Source organism: Acinetobacter sp. WCHA55, from assembly GCF_002165305.2.
Taxonomy (GTDB): Bacteria; Pseudomonadota; Gammaproteobacteria; order Pseudomonadales; family Moraxellaceae; genus Acinetobacter.
Map to the genome: position 1 here is coordinate 2,786,257 of NZ_CP032286.1, position 19,743 is coordinate 2,805,999.

Consider the following 19,743-nt stretch of genomic DNA (forward strand, 5'->3'; position numbering starts at 1 on the left):
TTTGAACCACAACACCAACTGTTTGGGTGTTGTATAGTCAAGCCTCACGAGCAATTAGTATTGGTCAGCTTCACATATCACTATGCTTCCACATCCAACCTATCAACGTCGTAGTCTTCAACGGCTCTTTAGAGGACATAAAGTCCTAGGGAAATCTTATCTTGAGGTAGGCTTCCCGCTTAGATGCTTTCAGCGGTTATCCCTTCCGAACATAGCTACCCGGCGATGCGACTGGCGTCACAACCGGTACACCAGAGGTTCGTCCACTCTGGTCCTCTCGTACTAGGAGCAGATCCTCTCAAATTTCCAACGCCCACGGTAGATAGGGACCGAACTGTCTCACGACGTTCTAAACCCAGCTCGCGTACCTCTTTAAATGGCGAACAGCCATACCCTTGGGACCTGCTTCAGCCCCAGGATGAGATGAGCCGACATCGAGGTGCCAAACACCGCCGTCGATATGAACTCTTGGGCGGTATCAGCCTGTTATCCCCAGAGTACCTTTTATCCGTTGAGCGATGGCCCTTCCATACAGAACCACCGGATCACTAAGACCTACTTTCGTACCTGCTCGACTTGTGGGTCTCGCAGTTAAGCGCGCTTTTGCCTTTATACTCTACGCGTGATTTCCGACCACGCTGAGCGCACCTTCGTACTCCTCCGTTACTCTTTAGGAGGAGACCGCCCCAGTCAAACTACCCACCAGACATGGTCCTCGTCCCGGATAACGGGACAGAGTTAGAACCTCAATATTACCAGGGTGGTATTTCAAGATTGGCTCCACCGAAACTAGCGTCTCGGTTTCAAAGCCTCCCACCTATCCTACACAAGTAAGATCAAAGTTCAATGTCAAGCTGCAGTAAAGGTTCACGGGGTCTTTCCGTCTAGCCGCGGGTACACCGCATCTTCACGGCGAATTCGATTTCACTGAGTCTCTGCTGGAGACAGCGCCCCCATCATTATGCCATTCGTGCAGGTCGGAACTTACCCGACAAGGAATTTCGCTACCTTAGGACCGTTATAGTTACGGCCGCCGTTTACTGGGGCTTCGATCAAGAGCTTCGCTTACGCTAACCCCATCAATTAACCTTCCAGCACCGGGCAGGCATCACACCCTATACGTCCACTTTCGTGTTTGCAGAGTGCTATGTTTTTAATAAACAGTTGCAGGGGCCTGGTTTCTGTGGCTGCCAATAGCTCAAGGAGTAAATCCTATCACCGTCGGCAGCGTACCTTCTCCCGAAGTTACGGTACCATTTTGCCTAGTTCCTTCAGCAGAGTTCTCTCAAGCGCTTTGGTCTACTCGACCTGACCACCTGTGTCGGTTTCGGGTACGATTCCTATGTAACTGAAGCTTAGAGACTTTTCCTGGAAGCATGGTATCAGCCACTTCACTGTACAAGTACAGCTTGCTATCAGTTCTCAGCATAGAGTACCCCGGATTTGCCTAAGATACATGCCTACAACCTTCCACCTGGACAACCAACGCCAGGCTGACTTAACCTTCTCCGTCCTCTCATCGCATTACATAGAAGTATTGGAATATTAACCAATTTCCCATCGACTACGCCTCTCGGCCTCGCCTTAGGGGTCGACTCACCCAGCCCCGATTAACGTTGGACTGGAACCCTTGGTCTTTCAGCGTGCGAGTTTTTCACTCGCATTGTCGTTACTCACGTCAGCATTCGCACTTCTGATACCTCCAGCATACTTCTCAATACACCTTCATCGGCTTACAGAACGCTCCCCTACCACTTGCAATAAATTGCAAATCCGCAGCTTCGGCATATAGTTTTAGCCCCGTTACATCTTCCGCGCAGGCCGACTCGACTAGTGAGCTATTACGCTTTCTTTAAAGGGTGGCTGCTTCTAAGCCAACCTCCTAGCTGTCTATGCCTTCCCACATCGTTTCCCACTTAACTATAATTTTGGGGCCTTAGCTGGCGGTCTGGATTGTTTTCCTCTTGACTACGGACGTTAGCACCCGCAGTCTGTCTCCCGGATAGTACTCATTGGTATTCGGAGTTTGCATCGGTTTGGTAAGTCGGGATGACCCCCTAGCCGAAACAGTGCTCTACCCCCAATGGTATTCGTCCGAGGCGCTACCTAAATAGCTTTCGGGGAGAACCAGCTATCACCGAGTTTGATTAGCCTTTCACCCCTATCCACAAGTCATCCCCTGGCTTTTCAACGACAGTGGGTTCGGTCCTCCAGTTAGTGTTACCCAACCTTCAACCTGCTCATGGATAGATCACCCGGTTTCGGGTCTACACCCAGCAACTAAACGCCCTATTAAGACTCGATTTCTCTACGGCTCCCCTATACGGTTAACCTTGCTACTGAATGTAAGTCGCTGACCCATTATACAAAAGGTACGCAGTCACCGAACAAGTCGGCTCCCACTGCTTGTATGCATGCGGTTTCAGGATCTATTTCACTCCCCTCACAGGGGTTCTTTTCGCCTTTCCCTCACGGTACTGGTTCACTATCGGTCAGTCAGGAGTATTTAGCCTTGGAGGATGGTCCCCCCATATTCAGACAAGGTTTCACGTGCCCCGCCCTACTCGACATCATCATATAAGCCCTTTCGTGTACAGGACTATCACCCACTATGGTTGCACTTCCCAGAGCATTCCACTAGAACTTATATGACTTAATGGGCTTTTCCCCGTTCGCTCGCCGCTACTGAGGGAATCTCAATTGATTTCTTTTCCTAAGGGTACTGAGATGTTTCACTTCCCCTCGTTCGCCTCGTATGACTATGTATTCATCATACGATACCTGCCTTATGACAGGTGGGTTTCCCCATTCAGAAATCTCCGGATCACAGGATATTTGCCGCCTCCCCGGAGCTTATCGCAGGCTATTACGTCTTTCATCGCCTCTGACTGCCAAGGCATCCACCACATGCACTTAATTACTTGACTATACAACCCCAAACAGTCGTTAATCCCTACAAGTAGGATTAAGACAGTCTATGATGATTCCTCATCACTTCCTTACAGTTTGTTGCTCTGTGTACTTAAACACTGTACAGCTTCAATTCAATTCACATACCAAAACGCTTGATTCAGTTAATTTCGCTAGTAACTCATTTCTCCAACCTTCATCAATCAGTAATAAATCACTGTTAATGTCGATCTTTAAAACGAGTATGAACAAATTATTTCAACTCAAATATATTCTGTTAATGATTTTTCCAGCCTTCGTCAGGTCAGGAAACTGTGATAAATCACAGAAGTTAATAAGCTTTAACTTACTAAATTCTATAATCTATGGTGGAGACTAGGAGAGTCGAACTCCTGACCTCCTGCGTGCAAAGCAGGCGCTCTACCAACTAAGCTAAGTCCCCAGCTTATCAATAAGTCAATGTTTCTGTTTTTCTGTATTCAGCATTTAATAATACCGGTTAGTCAGATTTGGTGGGTCTGACAAGACTTGAACTTGTGACCCCACGCTTATCAAGCGTGTGCTCTAACCAACTGAGCTACAGACCCTCAGATACATCGTCATGAAGAACAACTTGTTGTGGATTCTTACCAATCGTCAATCTTTCGTTAAGGAGGTGATCCAGCCGCAGGTTCCCCTACGGCTACCTTGTTACGACTTCACCCCAGTCATCGGCCACACCGTGGTAAGCGTCCTCCTTGCGGTTAGACTACCTACTTCTGGTGCAACAAATTCCCATGGTGTGACGGGCGGTGTGTACAAGGCCCGGGAACGTATTCACCGCGGCATTCTGATCCGCGATTACTAGCGATTCCGACTTCATGGAGTCGAGTTGCAGACTCCAATCCGGACTACGATCGGCTTTTTGAGATTAGCATCCTATCGCTAGGTAGCAACCCTTTGTACCGACCATTGTAGCACGTGTGTAGCCCTGGTCGTAAGGGCCATGATGACTTGACGTCGTCCCCGCCTTCCTCCAGTTTGTCACTGGCAGTATCCTTAAAGTTCCCGGCTTAACCCGATGGCAAATAAGGAAAAGGGTTGCGCTCGTTGCGGGACTTAACCCAACATCTCACGACACGAGCTGACGACAGCCATGCAGCACCTGTATGTAAGTTCCCGAAGGCACCAATCCATCTCTGGAAAGTTCTTACTATGTCAAGACCAGGTAAGGTTCTTCGCGTTGCATCGAATTAAACCACATGCTCCACCGCTTGTGCGGGCCCCCGTCAATTCATTTGAGTTTTAGTCTTGCGACCGTACTCCCCAGGCGGTCTACTTATCGCGTTAGCTGCGCCACTAAAGCCTCAAAGGCCCCAACGGCTAGTAGACATCGTTTACGGCATGGACTACCAGGGTATCTAATCCTGTTTGCTCCCCATGCTTTCGTACCTCAGCGTCAGTATTAGGCCAGATGGCTGCCTTCGCCATCGGTATTCCTCCAGATCTCTACGCATTTCACCGCTACACCTGGAATTCTACCATCCTCTCCCATACTCTAGCTTCCCAGTATCGAATGCAATTCCTAAGTTAAGCTCAGGGATTTCACATCCGACTTAAAAAGCCGCCTACGCACGCTTTACGCCCAGTAAATCCGATTAACGCTCGCACCCTCTGTATTACCGCGGCTGCTGGCACAGAGTTAGCCGGTGCTTATTCTGCGAGTAACGTCCACTATCCAAGAGTATTAGTCTCAGTAGCCTCCTCCTCGCTTAAAGTGCTTTACAACCAAAAGGCCTTCTTCACACACGCGGCATGGCTGGATCAGGCTTCCGCCCATTGTCCAATATTCCCCACTGCTGCCTCCCGTAGGAGTCTGGGCCGTGTCTCAGTCCCAGTGTGGCGGATCATCCTCTCAGACCCGCTACAGATCGTCGCCTTGGTAGGCCTTTACCCCACCAACTAGCTAATCTGACTTAGGCTCATCTATTAGCGCAAGGTCCGAAGATCCCCTGCTTTCCCCCGTAGGGCGTATGCGGTATTAGCATTCCTTTCGGAATGTTGTCCCCCACTAATAGGCAGATTCCTAAGCATTACTCACCCGTCCGCCGCTAGGTCAGTTACCGAAGCAACATCCCCCGCTCGACTTGCATGTGTTAAGCCTGCCGCCAGCGTTCAATCTGAGCCATGATCAAACTCTTCAGTTAAAATCATTAGTAGCTTATGGCTACAAATCTTGGCTCATCAATTTTCTGACATTAATTTCTCAAATAAACTTCGAGTAATTTCTACCATTCAATCAATGAAATATCTTCGATCGATCAATCAGTAAAAATCCACACAAGTTGTTCTTCATAATCTCTTAATGATCTTCTTACTGATTCGTCATCAGCAAGCTAGGTCGGCTATACTACTCTCTTTCAAGAAGAAGTCAACTGGTAATTCAAATTATTTTAAACTCTCTTTCTAAAACCCAACTCAATCAATTCTAACTAAGCTACTGTTTTATCAGAAGTTTTAATCTTCATCACCGCCGATGGATGTGCATTCTACAGTATTTCCAAACCAACACAACCCCTTTTCCTCAATTATTTATAAAAAATTCCTCAACTGTTTACTTATTCAGCAAAATGGCGCTTTTTTACTAACATTTCTTAAAATTTGATTTAACAATGAGCAATAAAGAGCTGTTAAGATAGTTAAAATATTATTTTTTATTTCACCTGCTGATTGTAAAGTTTCGGAACTCTTTTATATGCAACACATTCGCCACTTATGTGCTGGTCTACTTTTTGTAGGCTTTACAACATTTGCATTTGCTGAAGATGTAGCGCCTGCGGCTGCCAGCGAAATAGATACCAGTGCTGATCCGCAAACGACTCAATCTTCTTCGCTTAAAGAATTAAAGAATATTAAAGCAAAAGATTTAAAAGTAGATGCCAATGCCGCACAACCTGATAATGTAAAAGATCCACTTCAACCCTTAAATAGACAGATTTTTGCTGTCAATGATGCTTTAGACCGTGCAATCGTTCGTCCAATTGCAGTGGAATATAAAGAAAAGATCCCCTCTCCGATTCGTGACTCTTATAGTGGCTTCCGTAAAAACCTCGGCGAACCTTGGAATGCTGTAAACCAGCTTATACAAGGCCGACCCGGCCGCGCTGCAAAAACCTTTGGTCGATTTACCATTAATACGGTAACTACTTTAGGTTTTGCAGATCCTGCTTCGCGCTTGGGCTTAGAAACTGAAGATGAAAATTTTGGTACGACTCTGGGCTACTGGGGTGTTCCATCTGGCCCATATCTAGTACTTCCAATTTTTGGACCAAGTACTTTCCGTGATGGGTTTGGTTTGGTTGTTGATGGCTATGCACGCCCCCAAAGATACATATTAGAAGATGAAGAAGGCCTATATTGGGCGGAACAGGCTTTACGTGGTATTGATGTGCGATCACAACTGATTGATATTGAAGGTGCGATTCAAGGTGATAAATATTCTTCAATTCGTGATATTTATTTACAACGTAAAAACTTCATTATTGCTGAGAAGAAAGGCCAAGAAGCCGAAGGGATGTTCATTGATGATGTCGGTGATGATGATTCATCTAACTCTCCATCGAGCAATGAATCGCATCAAATGTTAGATACGGAATAACAATGTATTGCGGCTAGTGTTGAATTTTTTTTCTCTGGCCGTAATTTGCTTGTTATAGTAAAGCAATAGCTTAATGCTAAGGATAAGCCATTTTTTTTATGTATTTCATTCAACCCTCTCGCCATATTCCATATTTAGAACAGGTGCTAGACACACTACCAAGTGTGCAAATGATTCGCATAGAAGACATTGATCTTTATGACCCGACTATTATTGCTATTGCCGATATCCAAGATTATTTAGATTATAAATGGACACTGCCCACCATTGTCCTTGCCTTTGAAAATGAAGGTCGTGCTTTAGCCCAAGCGTGGGAACTCGGTGCTTTAGCAGGCTGGATGTGGAACAAACTCCCCAGCAATCCTCAACAGTCCTTACTCAAAATTGATGCACAATATAAGCGAAATCAAGACAGTCGCGATCTGCCTTCCGCAGCAGAGTTACAAAAGCGACTTTTACCAAACCCTATAGAACTTCAAAACTACACCGTTGAAACGTTTTTTCAACCTTCTGCTTATTTGTCTGGAGACTGGTTTGATTATTGGAAAATCAGCGATAAAGAACTGATGTTTTATTTGGCTGATGTATCCGGTCATGGGGTCACCAGTAGTTTATTAACCTCTTGGATGGCGGCTTTTCATGGTCGTGCCAAAACACCACGTGGACTCATTAAGAAGCTCAATGGCATGTTAGTTCAAGAGAATATTGAAAAGCACATCACCATGATTGCAGGGATCTTAAACCTCGAAACACATCAACTTCGTTGGTCAAGTGCAGGACATTATCCCCCTGCTATTATCTTCGAGCCAAATCAAGCTCCTAAAATATTACATACCAGTAGTTTTCCTTTGGGCCTTACTGAAGAACTGGAAGTTGAAGAGCATGAATGTGTACTCAACCGTCATGCCCGCTTCATTATTTGTTCCGATGGCGCACTCGAACCCTTCAATGGCGGACTGAATGATCAGTTCACACAATTGGTCTATCATTTGCAAAATCAATCCTTTGAAGCACCAGAGCATGTTGCAGACGATATTGCCATTTTAAGTTTACGTCGAATGAATTAATCAAATTATCAATAACTTATTACAATATCCTAGTTTCTAAGACTGTTAGATACTTGAGTAAGTATTTACCCTATGGGATAATTTCCTATCCTTCTCTGCAAATGGCATTTATATGTCAACAGGTCATGTTGAATATGCAAGCTTGAATGGAACGCATATTTTTAAGCTTATTGGCGAAGTGCGTGCCCAATCTTGTATCAGTCTAGACAAACTTTTAAACCGTATTGAACAACAGTCAAATGTTGTTGGTGCAATCGTAGATTTAACTCAAACTACTTTCATTGACAGCACTGTGTTAGGCATTTTGGCAAAGTTAGGCTTAAAGCTTAAACAGATCCATAATATCCAGGCTGTTATGTTGTCCACCAACTCTGATATTACTACCTTAGCCAACAGTATGGGGCTAGGGCAGGTTTTTGTGATTTTAAACTACTGTGGCGATCCAAACGTTTGTACCCTCGAGCTGATGGAAGAGCACATTACACATCGTAATATGTTAAACACCGTACTAGATGCACATAAAACTCTGATGGAGCTGAATCAAAGTAATCAAAATATGTTTGAACCTCTGGTCAAACAGTTGCAAAAAGAACAAGATAGCCTCGATCAAGTGTCACAGCAACAAAACGCATAACAACAAATTTTATAGGCCCATTTATGACTTTACTTTCTGTTGTACAGATGAATTCTCAAAATGATATTGAAGCAAATTTCATTGTCATTGAGTCTCTGATTCAACAAAGTAAAGCAAATGGTGCTGAACTTATTGTGTTCCCCGAAAACTTCGTTTGTTTTGCTGCAGGCAAACAACGTGAGACTGCGGCCCAGTTCGAAGATATTCAAAAGCGTTTAGAAAATCTTGCTCATCAATATCAGATCTGGATCGTCGCGGGTACTCTCCCATGCCCGTTCCGTCCAGATGGTTCTGTGATTGAAGATGGCCGTGTTCGTACAGCCAGTCTTTGCATTAGCCCTGATCGGACTGAAGCACGTTATGACAAAATTCATTTGTTTGACGTTCAAGTTGGCGACGCTGTAGGTGGTTACCAAGAATCTAAGTTCTTTGAACCTGGTACAGATGTAATTGTGGCAAAAACACCCTTTGGTAATATTGGCTTGATGGTTTGCTATGACTTACGCTTTCCTGAATTGGCTTTAACTTTACGCACGCGTGGTGCAAATATTTTGACGGCACCTGCTGCATTTACTTACACCACAGGTCAAATGCACTGGCAGTTATTATTACAAGCCCGTGCGATGGACAGTCAATGTCAGGTTTTAGGCGCCGCACAACAAGGCTGGCATGGTGAAAAGAGACAAACTTGGGGACATGCAGCTGCAACCAATAGCCGTGGTCAAGTTTTGGATTTGATTCTTAACCCGGGCGCACAGTTGATTACTGTACCTTTTGACTTGGCTGAACAAGCTCATATCCGTGAAAGTATGCCTTTGATGCAACATCGGAAATTAGTGCAGTTTTAATCAAGCTGTGATCATTTAGCACAACGTCATTCTTCGCACAAAAACTTCATATTTGTTCACTATTGCTCTTTCATTGAGTAGCTTTAGCGCACTAAATGTATAAGTCTATAATCCCTTTTTCAGATTGATAAGATTTCCGATTACATTCAGTTTTTATTCACATTAACAAACCCCGATTGAGGCGGTTAAAAAAAACAATAATAGACATCCATATCATTGATTTTTAATTAACTAAACCCTCAACTTAATCACAAGCACTCTCTGTATAAATTTACAAAAAAACTGCTTATTCTTTCTGCAATTTAGGACAGGATAAGAACTCAAATACAATATTCAGGGAATCACAATGTCTTTAGAGAAAGTATTTTATACGGCACATGCTAAAGCGACAGGTGGCCGTGATGGTCGCGCAACCTCTTCTGATGGAGTTTTAGATGTAAAACTCACCGTTCCTAAAGAAATGGGCGGCGCAGGTGGTGGAACTAACCCTGAACAGCTTTTTGCCGCAGGTTATTCTGCATGTTTTCTAGGTGCGATGAAGTTTGTCGCAAACCGTGACCATTTAAAAATTACACCTGACGTATATATCGAAGGTGATGTTGGGATTGGTCCGATTCCAACAGGCTTTGGTATTCAAGTGACTTTAAATATTCATTTAGAAGGTTTAGAGCAAGCAGAAGCGCAAAAATTGGTGGATGCAGCACATATCGTTTGCCCTTACTCAAATGCAACGCGTGGCAATATTGATGTGACATTGAATGTGATTGTTTAAGTCATCTCTTCTATCCCGAAGTCATGGCTTTGGGATAGAGATTTTATAACTTACAAGGGTTTGGAAATATCTTTTTAAATTTCTTTTGATCATCGATTTCATCTGCCAGCAAAATCAAATTTCCTTTTTGATCAAAATAGGAAGTGCCTTGAAACACAGTATATTGGGCAATATCAAAAATTGGGACATTTTGAAAAATAGGGTGCTGAGTGCTGATCAAGGTATGTCTTTTTTTTGAATTTAATTGGCGAGCTGTGATCTTATTGTGTTCAGAATCAGTTTCAATTAAACAATTATTCTTCTTATCAATAGCGATAAATTCTTGAGTTGCATCATCTTCTCGTTTATTTCTTGATAGAAAACTATGGATTTGGCATGGACTACCACATGACATTTGAACATGATAATAATTTTTATTTAAACGCTCAATGTTTGGTGATTTCATACCACGAAAAACTTTTTCTTTCTTGTCATTAGTGTTTCTAATGACATCACAAGACCATTCCATTTCATCATGGCATTGTTTATAAACATTCAAAGTTTCATCTTTTGCAAAACTGAGTGGAGTAAGAAATACCATACCACTCAACACACCAAACAAGGCTAAGGATTTATTCATCATTATAAAGTTCTTTATTTTCATTCTAAAAGTAAAATGGACACTGTCATACAACCGCGTCACATAATTTCAGGATAATACAACTACACGCACACCTCGTATCCACGGCTTGGTATTTGACTTAGATTATTCAGCTGCTTCATTGGTCACACGTAATACTTCTTCCAGTGTAGTCTTACCTGACAATACTTTGCGCAAACCATCATCGCGAATAGAGCCTGAATGTTGTCGTGCATAAGCTTCTAGCTCAAATTCAGCAGCATTACCATGAACTAAACGACGCATTTGATCATCCACAGGAACAATTTCATAAATTGCCGTCCGTCCTGTAAAACCCGTATGTGAACAACGTTCACAGCCGTTCGGTTGAGGTAACTGAAGTTCTGCTTTTGGATTCAAATGCTGAAACAGTTGTGTTTCAAAAGTATCGGCTTCATGCCATGTCACACAGTGACTACATAACGTACGTACTAAGCGCTGTGCGATAACACCAATCAAAGAACTCGACAGCAAAAACGGCTCAATGCCCATATCTTTTAAACGAGTGACCGCACCAATGGCTGTATTGGTATGCAGTGTAGATAAAACCAAATGCCCTGTGAGCGATGCTTGTACCGCAATTTCAGCCGTTTCCAAGTCACGAATTTCCCCCACCATCACTACATCAGGATCTTGACGCAGCATGGCCTTTAAGGCTCTCGCAAAAGTCATATCAACTTTGGTGTTGACTTGGGTCTGTCCAATCCCTTCCAGTTGATATTCAATCGGGTCTTCGGCGGTCAAAATATTTTTAGAGCCGTCATTGAGGTCTGAAAGTGCTGCATAAAGTGTCGTGGTTTTACCCGAACCTGTCGGCCCTGTGACCAAAATAATGCCGTGTGGTCGATGCACCAATTGAGTCAAACGCTCATAATCAGGCTTCAATAAGCCCAAATGGGTCATATTCAAACGACCCGCTTGTTTATCCAATAAACGCATCACCACTCGTTCGCCATGTGATGATGGCAAAGTCGAAACACGCACATCGACTTCACGCCCAGCTAAACGCAGTGAAATACGTCCATCTTGTGGAATCCGTTTTTCCGCAATATCCAATTTAGCCATGACCTTAATACGTGATACCAAGAGCGGTGCCAACTCACGGCGTGGTTGGACAATTTCACGCAATTGCCCATCGACACGTAAACGCACCGATAATTTCTTTTCAAAGGCTTCAATATGAATATCAGATGCGCCAACACGAATCGCTTCAGACAATAAGGCATTAATTAAACGAACAATTGGAGCATCATCTTCCTGATCCATCAGGTCTTCAGCTTCAGGCACTTGGTCAGCTAAACTAAGTAAATCAGGATGATCTTCTAAACCTGCGGCCACTTGTTGCGATTCGCCACTGTCCCCTGCATAGCTACTGCTTAAAAGCTGATGGAACTCTTCATCACTACACAGCTGATGTTGTGCTACCACACCTAAAAACCGACGTGCCTCTTGCACAGCCAACAACGGGGTACTTTCACGGCGCACAATAAAGGCTTGATCGCCTTCGTAACGCAACAGCACACCATGACGCTTCGCAAAACTATAGGGAATTTGTAATTGTTTAAGCACTTGCATCTTAAAATTATAATAATGATGAAAAATATTATTTTGAGTGTACTCTAAGCATATGACAGCGTGAAGTCTGTTTTTCACTGATTTGCAATATAAGGAAATGTGCTGTTGCCTAATATGAATGAACTGTTTGAATCGGATAGCCCCAATTTAAAATGGTGGGGGGAATACAATTTTGAGTTGAATCAAGCCCGTGCGTGGCAGTTCGGCTCATTACTTTTTCGCCTCACCCGTGGCCTACAAGAGTGGCGTTTAGAGTTCCATCGGCCTCAAGTTCAGTATGACTATGAGCAAAAATGGCATGCGATAGAAGACCCACATTTCGCCTTTCCACAACCCGTTGAAATTAAACGTTACATGTTTAAAAAAACTCACCATACGATTCAACTGATGCCACGTTTGGCCGATCGTTCAGTGGTGATTAAACCTGTCGATCCGATTTATATTCCAGCTGGTCAGCGCGGGACGCTGTATATCAGCACCCCGTTATGGATTTCGGGTTTTATTGAAGGTCAGCGCGACCCCTTATTTGATATTCCTGTGATTTTACCCAAAGAAACGTGGTTTGGGCCAAACCACCGTACAGGTGAAATTGCCTATGCTACGGCTGTCGATGGTCGAACTGAATTACATCAACTCAAACCACGTGCATTTCGTGCAGTGACGCCCATTGAGTTCCACAACACCAGCCATTTACAACTGCGCTTCGACCGAATGAACGTACCTGTTTCAGCCCTGCCTTTATTTTATAGTGAAAGTACGGATCGACTTTGGACATCGCAAATTAAAGTCTTGCATGAAGGTGCCGATCGGCCACCACGAATCCGTATCGAAAACCGTACGCCTCCGCATGCAGGCAAAGTGATTTATGTGCATCCACCGCGCTCTTCGGCGAGTGCATTATTTAATATGTTTGATTCATTCTTCTAAGGGGGACAGATGCCAAACTCAAATATTCCCCAAGAAATTACCAGTAGCCTAAAGGGCATTTTCACAAACATCAATACAGAACGATTAACGGAAATCTTAATTGCCTTAGTGCTGTGTTTTGTTGGTTTTCTCTTGGCACGTCTGGTTTCAAATACCTTTATCCGAACCATTGGCACTAAGTTTAACGCGCACCAACGACTGGTCTGGCGACGTGGTATTTTTTACTTTATTTTCCTAATTTTTGTGATGGCCAGCCTCAAAGAAGCTGGTTTTAAACTGAGTGTGTTTTTAGGCGCAGCAGGTATTTTGACGGTTGCTTTAGGTTTTGCCTCCCAAACCTCTGCATCCAACTTAATCAGTGGATTGTTCCTGATTGGTGAGGGTTCCTTTGAAATTGGCGACACTATTTCAATCACCCTTATTCGTGGCAATACTATTGAAGGTGAAGTCATTTCAATTGACCTTCTTTCGGTTAAGTTACTCACTCAAGACAACATTTATGTACGACTGCCGAATGAACAACTGATTCGAGCCCCAGTTCATAACCTCTCTAAGTTTCCAATACGGCGCATTCCCATCACCTTAGCCATTAACTTCCATGAGAACATCATCAAAGTACGTGAAGTGCTGGTTGATGTGGCTAATAAATATCCTTTGGTTCTTGCTGACCCTAAACCTGCCGTCACCGTCACCGCTTTTCGTGAGTCTTCGATTGAACTACTGTTTGCCGTGTGGTGTCAGCAAGAACACTTTTTACAAGTGCGCGATGAAATGCAGGAACGTATTCGCAATGGTTTCTTAGATAATCAAATCGAAATTCCTGTGCCAAAAATGGGCTTTGTCGATCATCCGCTTTCAAGGCCATTATCCAATCAAGAAATCGATCAATATGCCAATGCACAAGCCTTGAAACGAGAACCGAATATCAAATAGATCAATGCAGCTCCTTATGATCCATCCAGACATAAGGAGTTGAGCTAATTTAATGGGTCTTTTCTTCAAGTTCAGGCATCGGCGCAATATACGCGATCACCAACATCACTAGGCCAGCACCCAAAAATGAAATCACACGGGTCAAGGTGCCAATATGAGACAAGTCAAATAAAACCAGCTTGAGCGTCACCAAAACCAAAATACAACCACCAAAAATCCACAATGAACGCAAGTTGCGTTTGGTTGCCGTCAGCATGCAAATGAAAGCCAAACTAACCCAAAGCAAAGTAAAACTCAGCTGCACTAAAGCGTTTTCCCACATTTCCCAGTCATTATAGGGTGTTAGGAAGTAGACATGCAGCGCACGTAGCACCACATAACTACTGAGCCAAAGTAGACTCGACATCATCAAAATGGCACCCAGACTTTTTTCCAAGCCTGCTTTCATCTGTAAATTCAGCATCCAAATGAACCCGATCAGCATCGCAATACTGATCAAGTCGAATGGGTTGAATATCGGCAACCAATATAGCTGAAAAGCTTGCAGGCTAAAAATCTGAGAACAGACGATCCAAAACAGCATAAGCACTAAGGTATTACGTGCCTGCCAAAACTTTCGCCACAAGTTTGGAGTGGGCTGCGCATAACACCATACGGCAAAGGCGAGCGGTAAAATAACGATGCTCAGATATGGCATACTTGGGATGAGAGTTAAACTGGTCAGCGCCAAACTCAGTAAAGCACCCAAACTCACCCATTCCAGCTCATCCTCCACACCCTGTAGTGGGCGTAACCACAGCAAGGTGAGTAATCCACTCGTTAAAGCAAACAATAGACGGTCTAATCCAGAATGCCACATAATGATGCCATCATGGCTCAGGTCAACCAAGAAAATAAAGACAATGGCATAGAGCGGAATTAGGCCAATCCATTTGGGTAATAGCCATGACCAACTGGCTTTGCGGTAGAGCAGCCATTCATTTAGCACTGTATATAAAAGGACAATGATCATCAACGCTATTGTTACCTGACTTTTACTGTCGATTTCATCTAAAAGCAAAATAAACAACATGCTGGTTGCTGAAAGCAGTTGTAAGCAAAAAAAGGCAATCGTGGCAAAAGACAACTGTTGTCTAAAGCGCTCTACACTGTTGGCAACGGCAACCACAGCAAAATAACTCAGACACAACGCCCAATAAACTTCCGTTGGAAAACGATTGAGCTCGACCACATAGTACAGACTCGACAGTCCTGCTACCGCCAATAAGCCCATTGCCAAATAACGACTCAAGCTCGAGGTACGATACAAAGCGTAGATAAAGATAAGTGCACCCTCGACACTCCAACCCACCACACCCCATTGATCAGGCAGTAAAATAGGGGGAATCAGTGCCAAAAAGACCAAAGTCAAACTGAGATAACTTTGCGCAATCAACTCAACACTGTGGGCTTTTTTTAGCAGTTGATAAAGCATGGCATAGAGCGCTGCAAAGCCTAGACTAAAACCAGCCTGCCAAATCATCTCCTCAAAATACATCATATACAAAAAAGCAAATGCAACAATGGGGGCAGCAAAAATCAAAGCCATATCCAAGATCGGTTTCAACTTAAACTGAGTTAAATCCTCACGTGCCAACAGTTGACTATAACGAAAACTCAGCCAAATAAAGACGGCACTATGTGCTAAAACCAACAAGGTAAGCATGTCTCGCTCAGGCGCTTTACCTTGATAAAAAGCATACGCTCCGCCTACGACCACCGTCATTAAAAAAGCAATTTGATTGAGAACTTTCCACGGCCTAAACGTGCTTAAAACCGCAACTGCAATATTAATCACCAAGTAATAGACCACCAGCTCAATCGCAGTCGCATTTCGTACTGGCAAGGTAAAAGGTGCTAAATAAGCAATGACCATCGCCATTAACGCTAGCTCAATCGACTGCTGTCTTAAACTAAGCCAAAGTGTCACTGCCATCACCACCACAAAGCACAGGCTTGCAATTGCTAAACTTGCAATCACACCGTTGTAGTAAGCAAAAAATAAGGTCAAAAATAAACCTGACAGTCCAAGTGCTTCCAAAGCCAAAGCAAAACTGCGGTTTTTGTGTTGAAGCACATAACCCAAGACCACAACAGACACACTCACCACTGCAACAAGACCCAGCTTAACCGCGAGACTCAACTGCCAATGCTCGGTGGCAAAACGCAATAATAAAATAAGCCCAATCAACAGCACCACGATTGCAACTTTTAAGACTGGATTACCCTGCCACAGCCAGTGTTTCACTTGCTCACTGAGGCTTAAATCATCTGTGTTATTTAGAATGGTGGACTTCGTGGGTAAAGGGAGAGAGTTTTCAAATTCTGGGAAACGGTCGAATATACCCTGATGTGGCTGTACTTGCACAGATAACAATAGATATTCTAGGCGACGCAACCAGCGAAAGAAAAAGAACAACCAACCACTGATCCCCAACCCAATGAGTCCGCCCCATTGCCCCACCATCCCGATTAAAATAATGAAAGACGCAAGGTAAAGCGGCACTTTTGACGTTGGCTGAAAAGCAATGCCCCGTTGTTCCGCCAACGTCGTACTGGGCTTTTCAATACTATCAACATAGTGCATGACACTCATGACCCAAGCGATTCCACACAATGCACTTAACAGTGGCACGGCCAAAAACCATGCTGCAATTGCAACAATGGTCAGCCCCATCAACCACATCATGCGAATTTCACGCTGTCCAGTTTGCATCCGTTCTCAATCTCTTTTTCTCATCTTCAAATAATACATCAGCTTGGCGTCACTATTTAAGCGCTGAACGGTAACCATCTATGCCAATCGGTACATCAATACACTTTGTTCTGTGGCAAAATCACGTACAATGAACAGGTTATTTGGATAAGGAATCTTGCAATGCCACCATTTGTCTTGGTCGATGGCTCATACTTTTTATTTCGTGCTTTTCATGCTTTGCCACCGCTCACCACGTCAACTGGCTTACATACCAATGCAATTCGTGGGGCAATTTCTGCCATCCAGAAACTGATGCGTCGTACTCAACCAACGCATATGGCGGTCATTTTCGATACCCCTGAACCGACTTTCCGTCATGTGCTGTCGCCCATTTATAAAGGTGACCGCCCAAGTATGCCTGATGAATTATCGGAACAAATTCCATACTTGCATGCCTTAATTCGTGCCTTGGGTATCCCTTTATACATGCTCCCAGGTGCAGAGGCAGATGACATCATCGGGACTTTAGCCAAACGTGCAGAAGCCGCGGGACAGCAAGTGCTGATTTCCACAGGCGATAAAGACATGGCTCAACTGGTGACCGATAAAGTCACCTTAGAAGACAGCTTTAAAGACAAGCCGATGGATATAAATGGCGTGTTTGAAAAGTTTGGGGTGTGGCCCAACCAAATTATTGACTATCTGACCCTAATGGGCGATGCCTCTGACGGCATTATGGGTGTTCCAGGTGTCGGTGCCAAAACCGCAGCAAAACTGTTAACAGAATACGGCTCAATTGGTGGCATTTTAGAAAATGTCGATAAAATTAAAGGCAAAGTCGGTCAAAACATCAAAGAACATGCCGATGGAATTGCTCTAGATCACCAACTGGCAAGTATTGTCTGTGACTTAGAGACTGGGCTGACCTTTGACGATCTCAAACTGCAAGATCCGAATACCGAAGCCTTGCGTTCACTGTATACTGAGCTGGAATTTCGCCAGCAGTTGCAATCATTGGATCATCCAAACAATCCTAATAGTGCAACCTACAAACAAGCAACGCAAGAAATTGTTAAATCAGCACAATCTGAAACCGTTATCAATACGGAAGATCAAGCCGTCCAAAGTAGTGTCGATGACCAACTGGGTCAAGCGAACTACCATACTGTGCTCAGTGCAGAACAGTGGGCATCATTATTCAAACGTTTAAGTACAGAAAAACGTTTTGCCTTTGATACTGAAACCACCAGTTTAGACTATCGCTTAGCGCAAATTGTTGGTTTTTCGGTCGCGTTTGATGCTCAAGATGCATATTACGTTCCACTTGCGCATGATTATGAAAATGCACCTGTGCAACTAGAGCGTGAACAGATCTTGGCACAAATCAAACCGATTTTAGAAGATGAGTCGGTTCAAAAAATTGGTCATCATTTGAAATATGATGCACATGTCTTGGAAAATCATGGCATTGAACTCAAAGGTTGGTATTTCGATACCATGTTGGCATCTTATGTCCTCAATGCTGTAGCAACGCGTCACGGGATGGATGACGTGTCACGTCTCTACCTCAGCCACTTAACCACCACGTTTGAACAAGTAGCAGGTAAAGGCGCAAAACAGAAAACCTTTAACCAAATTGAGATCGAAGCCGCTGCACACTATGCTGCCGAAGATGCCCATGTGACCTATCGCCTGTTTGAAGTGCTTGATGCCAAATTGCAAAAGCATCCCGAACTGGTCAATATTTTACACAATGTCGAAATGCCAGTGGCCCGTGTCCTGACCATCATGGAAGAAAACGGCATTGAGCTCGACTTAGACTTCCTCGACCAACTCGGTGTTGAGTTTGCCAATACCATGGCCAATCTTGAAAACCAAATCACAGAACTGGCAGGACAAAGTTTCAATGTTAGCTCGCCGAAGCAAGTCGGTGAGATTTTGTTTGATAAACTCGGACTCAAGGGTGGCAAAAAAACCGCAACCGGTCAGTACAGTACCTCTGAAAGCGTTTTAGAAAAAATTGACCACCCGATTACCGAGCTCATTTTAGACTATCGCGGTTTATCTAAACTCAAAAGCACCTATACCGATGGCTTATTAAAACAAGCCAATAACGATACCCATCGTGTGCATACCAGCTACCACCAAGCACTGACCGCAACAGGCCGTTTATCTTCGACCGATCCAAACCTACAGAACATTCCTGTGCGTGAGGAAATTGGACGTCAAATTCGTAAAGCCTTTATTGCACCGCAAGGTCGCGTGTTATTGGCAGCCGATTATTCACAAATCGAACTGCGTTTAATGGCGCATTTCTCACAAGATGAAGCCTTGGTTGATGCCTTTAATCATGGGCAAGATGTACACCGTCGTACTGCGGCTGAAGTCTTAGGTATCGCCCTCGAAGATGTCACGTCAGACCAACGTCGTCAGGCCAAAGCAGTCAACTTCGGTCTACTCTACGGCATGTCTGAATTTGGCTTAACCCGTCAACTCGGTTTTAGCCGCGAAGAATCGCGTGGCTATATTGCGAAATACTTCCAACGTTATCCGGGCGTGCTCGACTATATGGAACGCACCCGCCAAATTGCACGCGAACAAGGTTTTGTCGAAACCATTTTGGGTCGTCGCTTGTACACGCCAGATATCATGGCAAGCAATAAAATGATCAAACAAGCGGCCGAACGTGCTGCAATTAATGCACCACTACAAGGTTCTGCTGCGGATATTATTAAAATGGCGATGGTTGCAGTTGATCAAATGCTACCGAAAGATCAGGCCAAAATGCTACTACAAGTACACGATGAATTGGTTTTTGAAGTCGATGAAGCTATTGCAGATGAATTGGCACCACAGCTTGCTAAAGTGATGCAATCGGTCTTGAATATTTCAGTCCCTCTTGTAGTTGAAGTTGGCAAAGGTCGAAACTGGGATGAAGCCCACTAAAGCATTTGCGCCTTCCTCCTCCAAGGAGGAAGGCTGGGATGGAAGCTATTTGTCTCCTAAAAGTAAGATCAACGTCTTCATCTAAAAAATTTCAGCCGT

11 protein-coding genes, 2 tRNA genes and 2 rRNA genes are annotated in these 19,743 nt (G+C 44.0%); 8 read left to right on the forward strand and 7 right to left on the reverse strand.

Features of this window, described 5'->3' with window-relative positions:
* Positions 1–33 precede the first annotated feature (33 nt).
* The 4 genes from CDG62_RS16220 to CDG62_RS16235 form a co-directional block, all read right to left on the reverse strand.
* Positions 34–2,927 (reverse strand): 23S ribosomal RNA (locus CDG62_RS16220).
* Positions 2,928–3,276: 349 nt separating this feature from the next.
* Positions 3,277–3,352: transfer RNA gene (locus CDG62_RS16225), tRNA-Ala, on the reverse strand.
* 68 nt (positions 3,353–3,420) lie between these two features.
* A tRNA-Ile gene (locus CDG62_RS16230) sits at positions 3,421–3,497 on the reverse strand.
* A gap of 61 nt (positions 3,498–3,558) precedes the next feature.
* Positions 3,559–5,096 (reverse strand): 16S ribosomal RNA (locus tag CDG62_RS16235).
* The 16S and 23S rRNA genes sit together here with 2 tRNA genes alongside, the layout of an rRNA operon.
* Positions 5,097–5,644: 548 nt before the next feature.
* On the opposite strand from CDG62_RS16235, the gene CDG62_RS16245 reads away from it, so the two are divergent.
* The 5 genes from CDG62_RS16245 (at position 5,645) to CDG62_RS16265 (ending at position 9,868) form a co-directional block, all read left to right on the forward strand.
* On the forward strand, positions 5,645–6,547 hold the full coding sequence (locus CDG62_RS16245; RefSeq protein ID WP_087527501.1) for a VacJ family lipoprotein: 903 nt from the start codon (positions 5,645–5,647) through the stop codon (positions 6,545–6,547).
* Positions 6,548–6,645: 98 nt separating this feature from the next.
* Positions 6,646–7,614: an RsbU family protein phosphatase GigA gene (gene gigA, locus CDG62_RS16250; RefSeq protein WP_087527502.1), complete on the forward strand. Its 969-nt coding sequence runs from the start codon at positions 6,646–6,648 to the stop codon at positions 7,612–7,614.
* A 112-nt stretch (positions 7,615–7,726) separates the two neighbouring features.
* Entirely contained in the window at positions 7,727–8,248 is a 522-nt protein-coding gene (gene gigB / locus CDG62_RS16255) for an anti-anti-sigma factor GigB (RefSeq protein ID WP_004692241.1), read from the forward strand.
* A 23-nt stretch (positions 8,249–8,271) separates the two neighbouring features.
* Positions 8,272–9,096: a carbon-nitrogen hydrolase family protein gene (locus CDG62_RS16260; protein WP_087527503.1), complete on the forward strand. Its 825-nt coding sequence runs from the start codon at positions 8,272–8,274 to the stop codon at positions 9,094–9,096.
* A gap of 346 nt (positions 9,097–9,442) precedes the next feature.
* Complete coding sequence (locus CDG62_RS16265; RefSeq protein WP_087527504.1) at positions 9,443–9,868, forward strand: organic hydroperoxide resistance protein; 426 nt, start codon at positions 9,443–9,445, stop codon at positions 9,866–9,868.
* A gap of 43 nt (positions 9,869–9,911) precedes the next feature.
* Here the strand turns inward: CDG62_RS16265 and CDG62_RS16270 are convergent, their stop codons facing one another.
* Both CDG62_RS16270 and gspE read right to left on the reverse strand, forming a co-directional pair.
* Positions 9,912–10,490 (reverse strand): hypothetical protein, encoded by a 579-nt coding sequence (locus CDG62_RS16270; RefSeq protein ID WP_087527505.1) that lies wholly within the window; start codon positions 10,488–10,490, stop codon positions 9,912–9,914.
* Positions 10,491–10,613: 123 nt separating this feature from the next.
* On the reverse strand, positions 10,614–12,101 hold the full coding sequence (gene gspE, locus CDG62_RS16275) for a type II secretion system ATPase GspE (RefSeq protein ID WP_087527506.1): 1,488 nt from the start codon (positions 12,099–12,101) through the stop codon (positions 10,614–10,616).
* A gap of 114 nt (positions 12,102–12,215) precedes the next feature.
* Between gspE and CDG62_RS16280 the strand changes: the two genes are divergently transcribed.
* Both CDG62_RS16280 and CDG62_RS16285 read left to right on the forward strand, forming a co-directional pair.
* Entirely contained in the window at positions 12,216–13,028 is an 813-nt protein-coding gene (locus tag CDG62_RS16280) for a hypothetical protein (protein WP_087527507.1), read from the forward strand.
* 9 nt (positions 13,029–13,037) lie between these two features.
* Complete coding sequence (locus CDG62_RS16285) at positions 13,038–13,961, forward strand: mechanosensitive ion channel family protein (protein WP_087527508.1); 924 nt, start codon at positions 13,038–13,040, stop codon at positions 13,959–13,961.
* A 49-nt stretch (positions 13,962–14,010) separates the two neighbouring features.
* Here CDG62_RS16285 and CDG62_RS16290 read toward each other — a convergent pair whose 3' ends face one another.
* Positions 14,011–16,716 (reverse strand): DUF2339 domain-containing protein, encoded by a 2,706-nt coding sequence (locus tag CDG62_RS16290; protein WP_087527509.1) that lies wholly within the window; start codon positions 16,714–16,716, stop codon positions 14,011–14,013.
* A gap of 162 nt (positions 16,717–16,878) precedes the next feature.
* On the opposite strand from CDG62_RS16290, the gene polA reads away from it, so the two are divergent.
* On the forward strand, positions 16,879–19,644 hold the full coding sequence (gene polA / locus CDG62_RS16295; protein ID WP_087527510.1) for a DNA polymerase I: 2,766 nt from the start codon (positions 16,879–16,881) through the stop codon (positions 19,642–19,644).
* Positions 19,645–19,743: the final 99 nt, after the last annotated feature.

Excerpts from the sequence above, each read along its gene's own strand:
- CDG62_RS16245 (WP_087527501.1), top strand. The coding sequence starts at position 5,645 with ATGCAACACATTCGCCACTTATGTGCTGGTCTACTTTTTGTAGGCTTT.
- gigA (WP_087527502.1), top strand. The coding sequence starts at position 6,646 with ATGTATTTCATTCAACCCTCTCGCCATATTCCATATTTAGAACAGGTG.
- gigB (WP_004692241.1), top strand. The coding sequence starts at position 7,727 with ATGTCAACAGGTCATGTTGAATATGCAAGCTTGAATGGAACGCATATT.
- CDG62_RS16260 (WP_087527503.1), top strand. The coding sequence starts at position 8,272 with ATGACTTTACTTTCTGTTGTACAGATGAATTCTCAAAATGATATTGAA.
- CDG62_RS16265 (WP_087527504.1), top strand. The coding sequence starts at position 9,443 with ATGTCTTTAGAGAAAGTATTTTATACGGCACATGCTAAAGCGACAGGT.
- CDG62_RS16270 (WP_087527505.1), bottom strand. The coding sequence starts at position 10,490 with ATGATGAATAAATCCTTAGCCTTGTTTGGTGTGTTGAGTGGTATGGTA.
- gspE (WP_087527506.1), bottom strand. The coding sequence starts at position 12,101 with ATGCAAGTGCTTAAACAATTACAAATTCCCTATAGTTTTGCGAAGCGT.
- CDG62_RS16280 (WP_087527507.1), top strand. The coding sequence starts at position 12,216 with ATGAATGAACTGTTTGAATCGGATAGCCCCAATTTAAAATGGTGGGGG.
- CDG62_RS16285 (WP_087527508.1), top strand. The coding sequence starts at position 13,038 with ATGCCAAACTCAAATATTCCCCAAGAAATTACCAGTAGCCTAAAGGGC.
- CDG62_RS16290 (WP_087527509.1), bottom strand. The coding sequence starts at position 16,716 with ATGCAAACTGGACAGCGTGAAATTCGCATGATGTGGTTGATGGGGCTG.
- polA (WP_087527510.1), top strand. The coding sequence starts at position 16,879 with ATGCCACCATTTGTCTTGGTCGATGGCTCATACTTTTTATTTCGTGCT.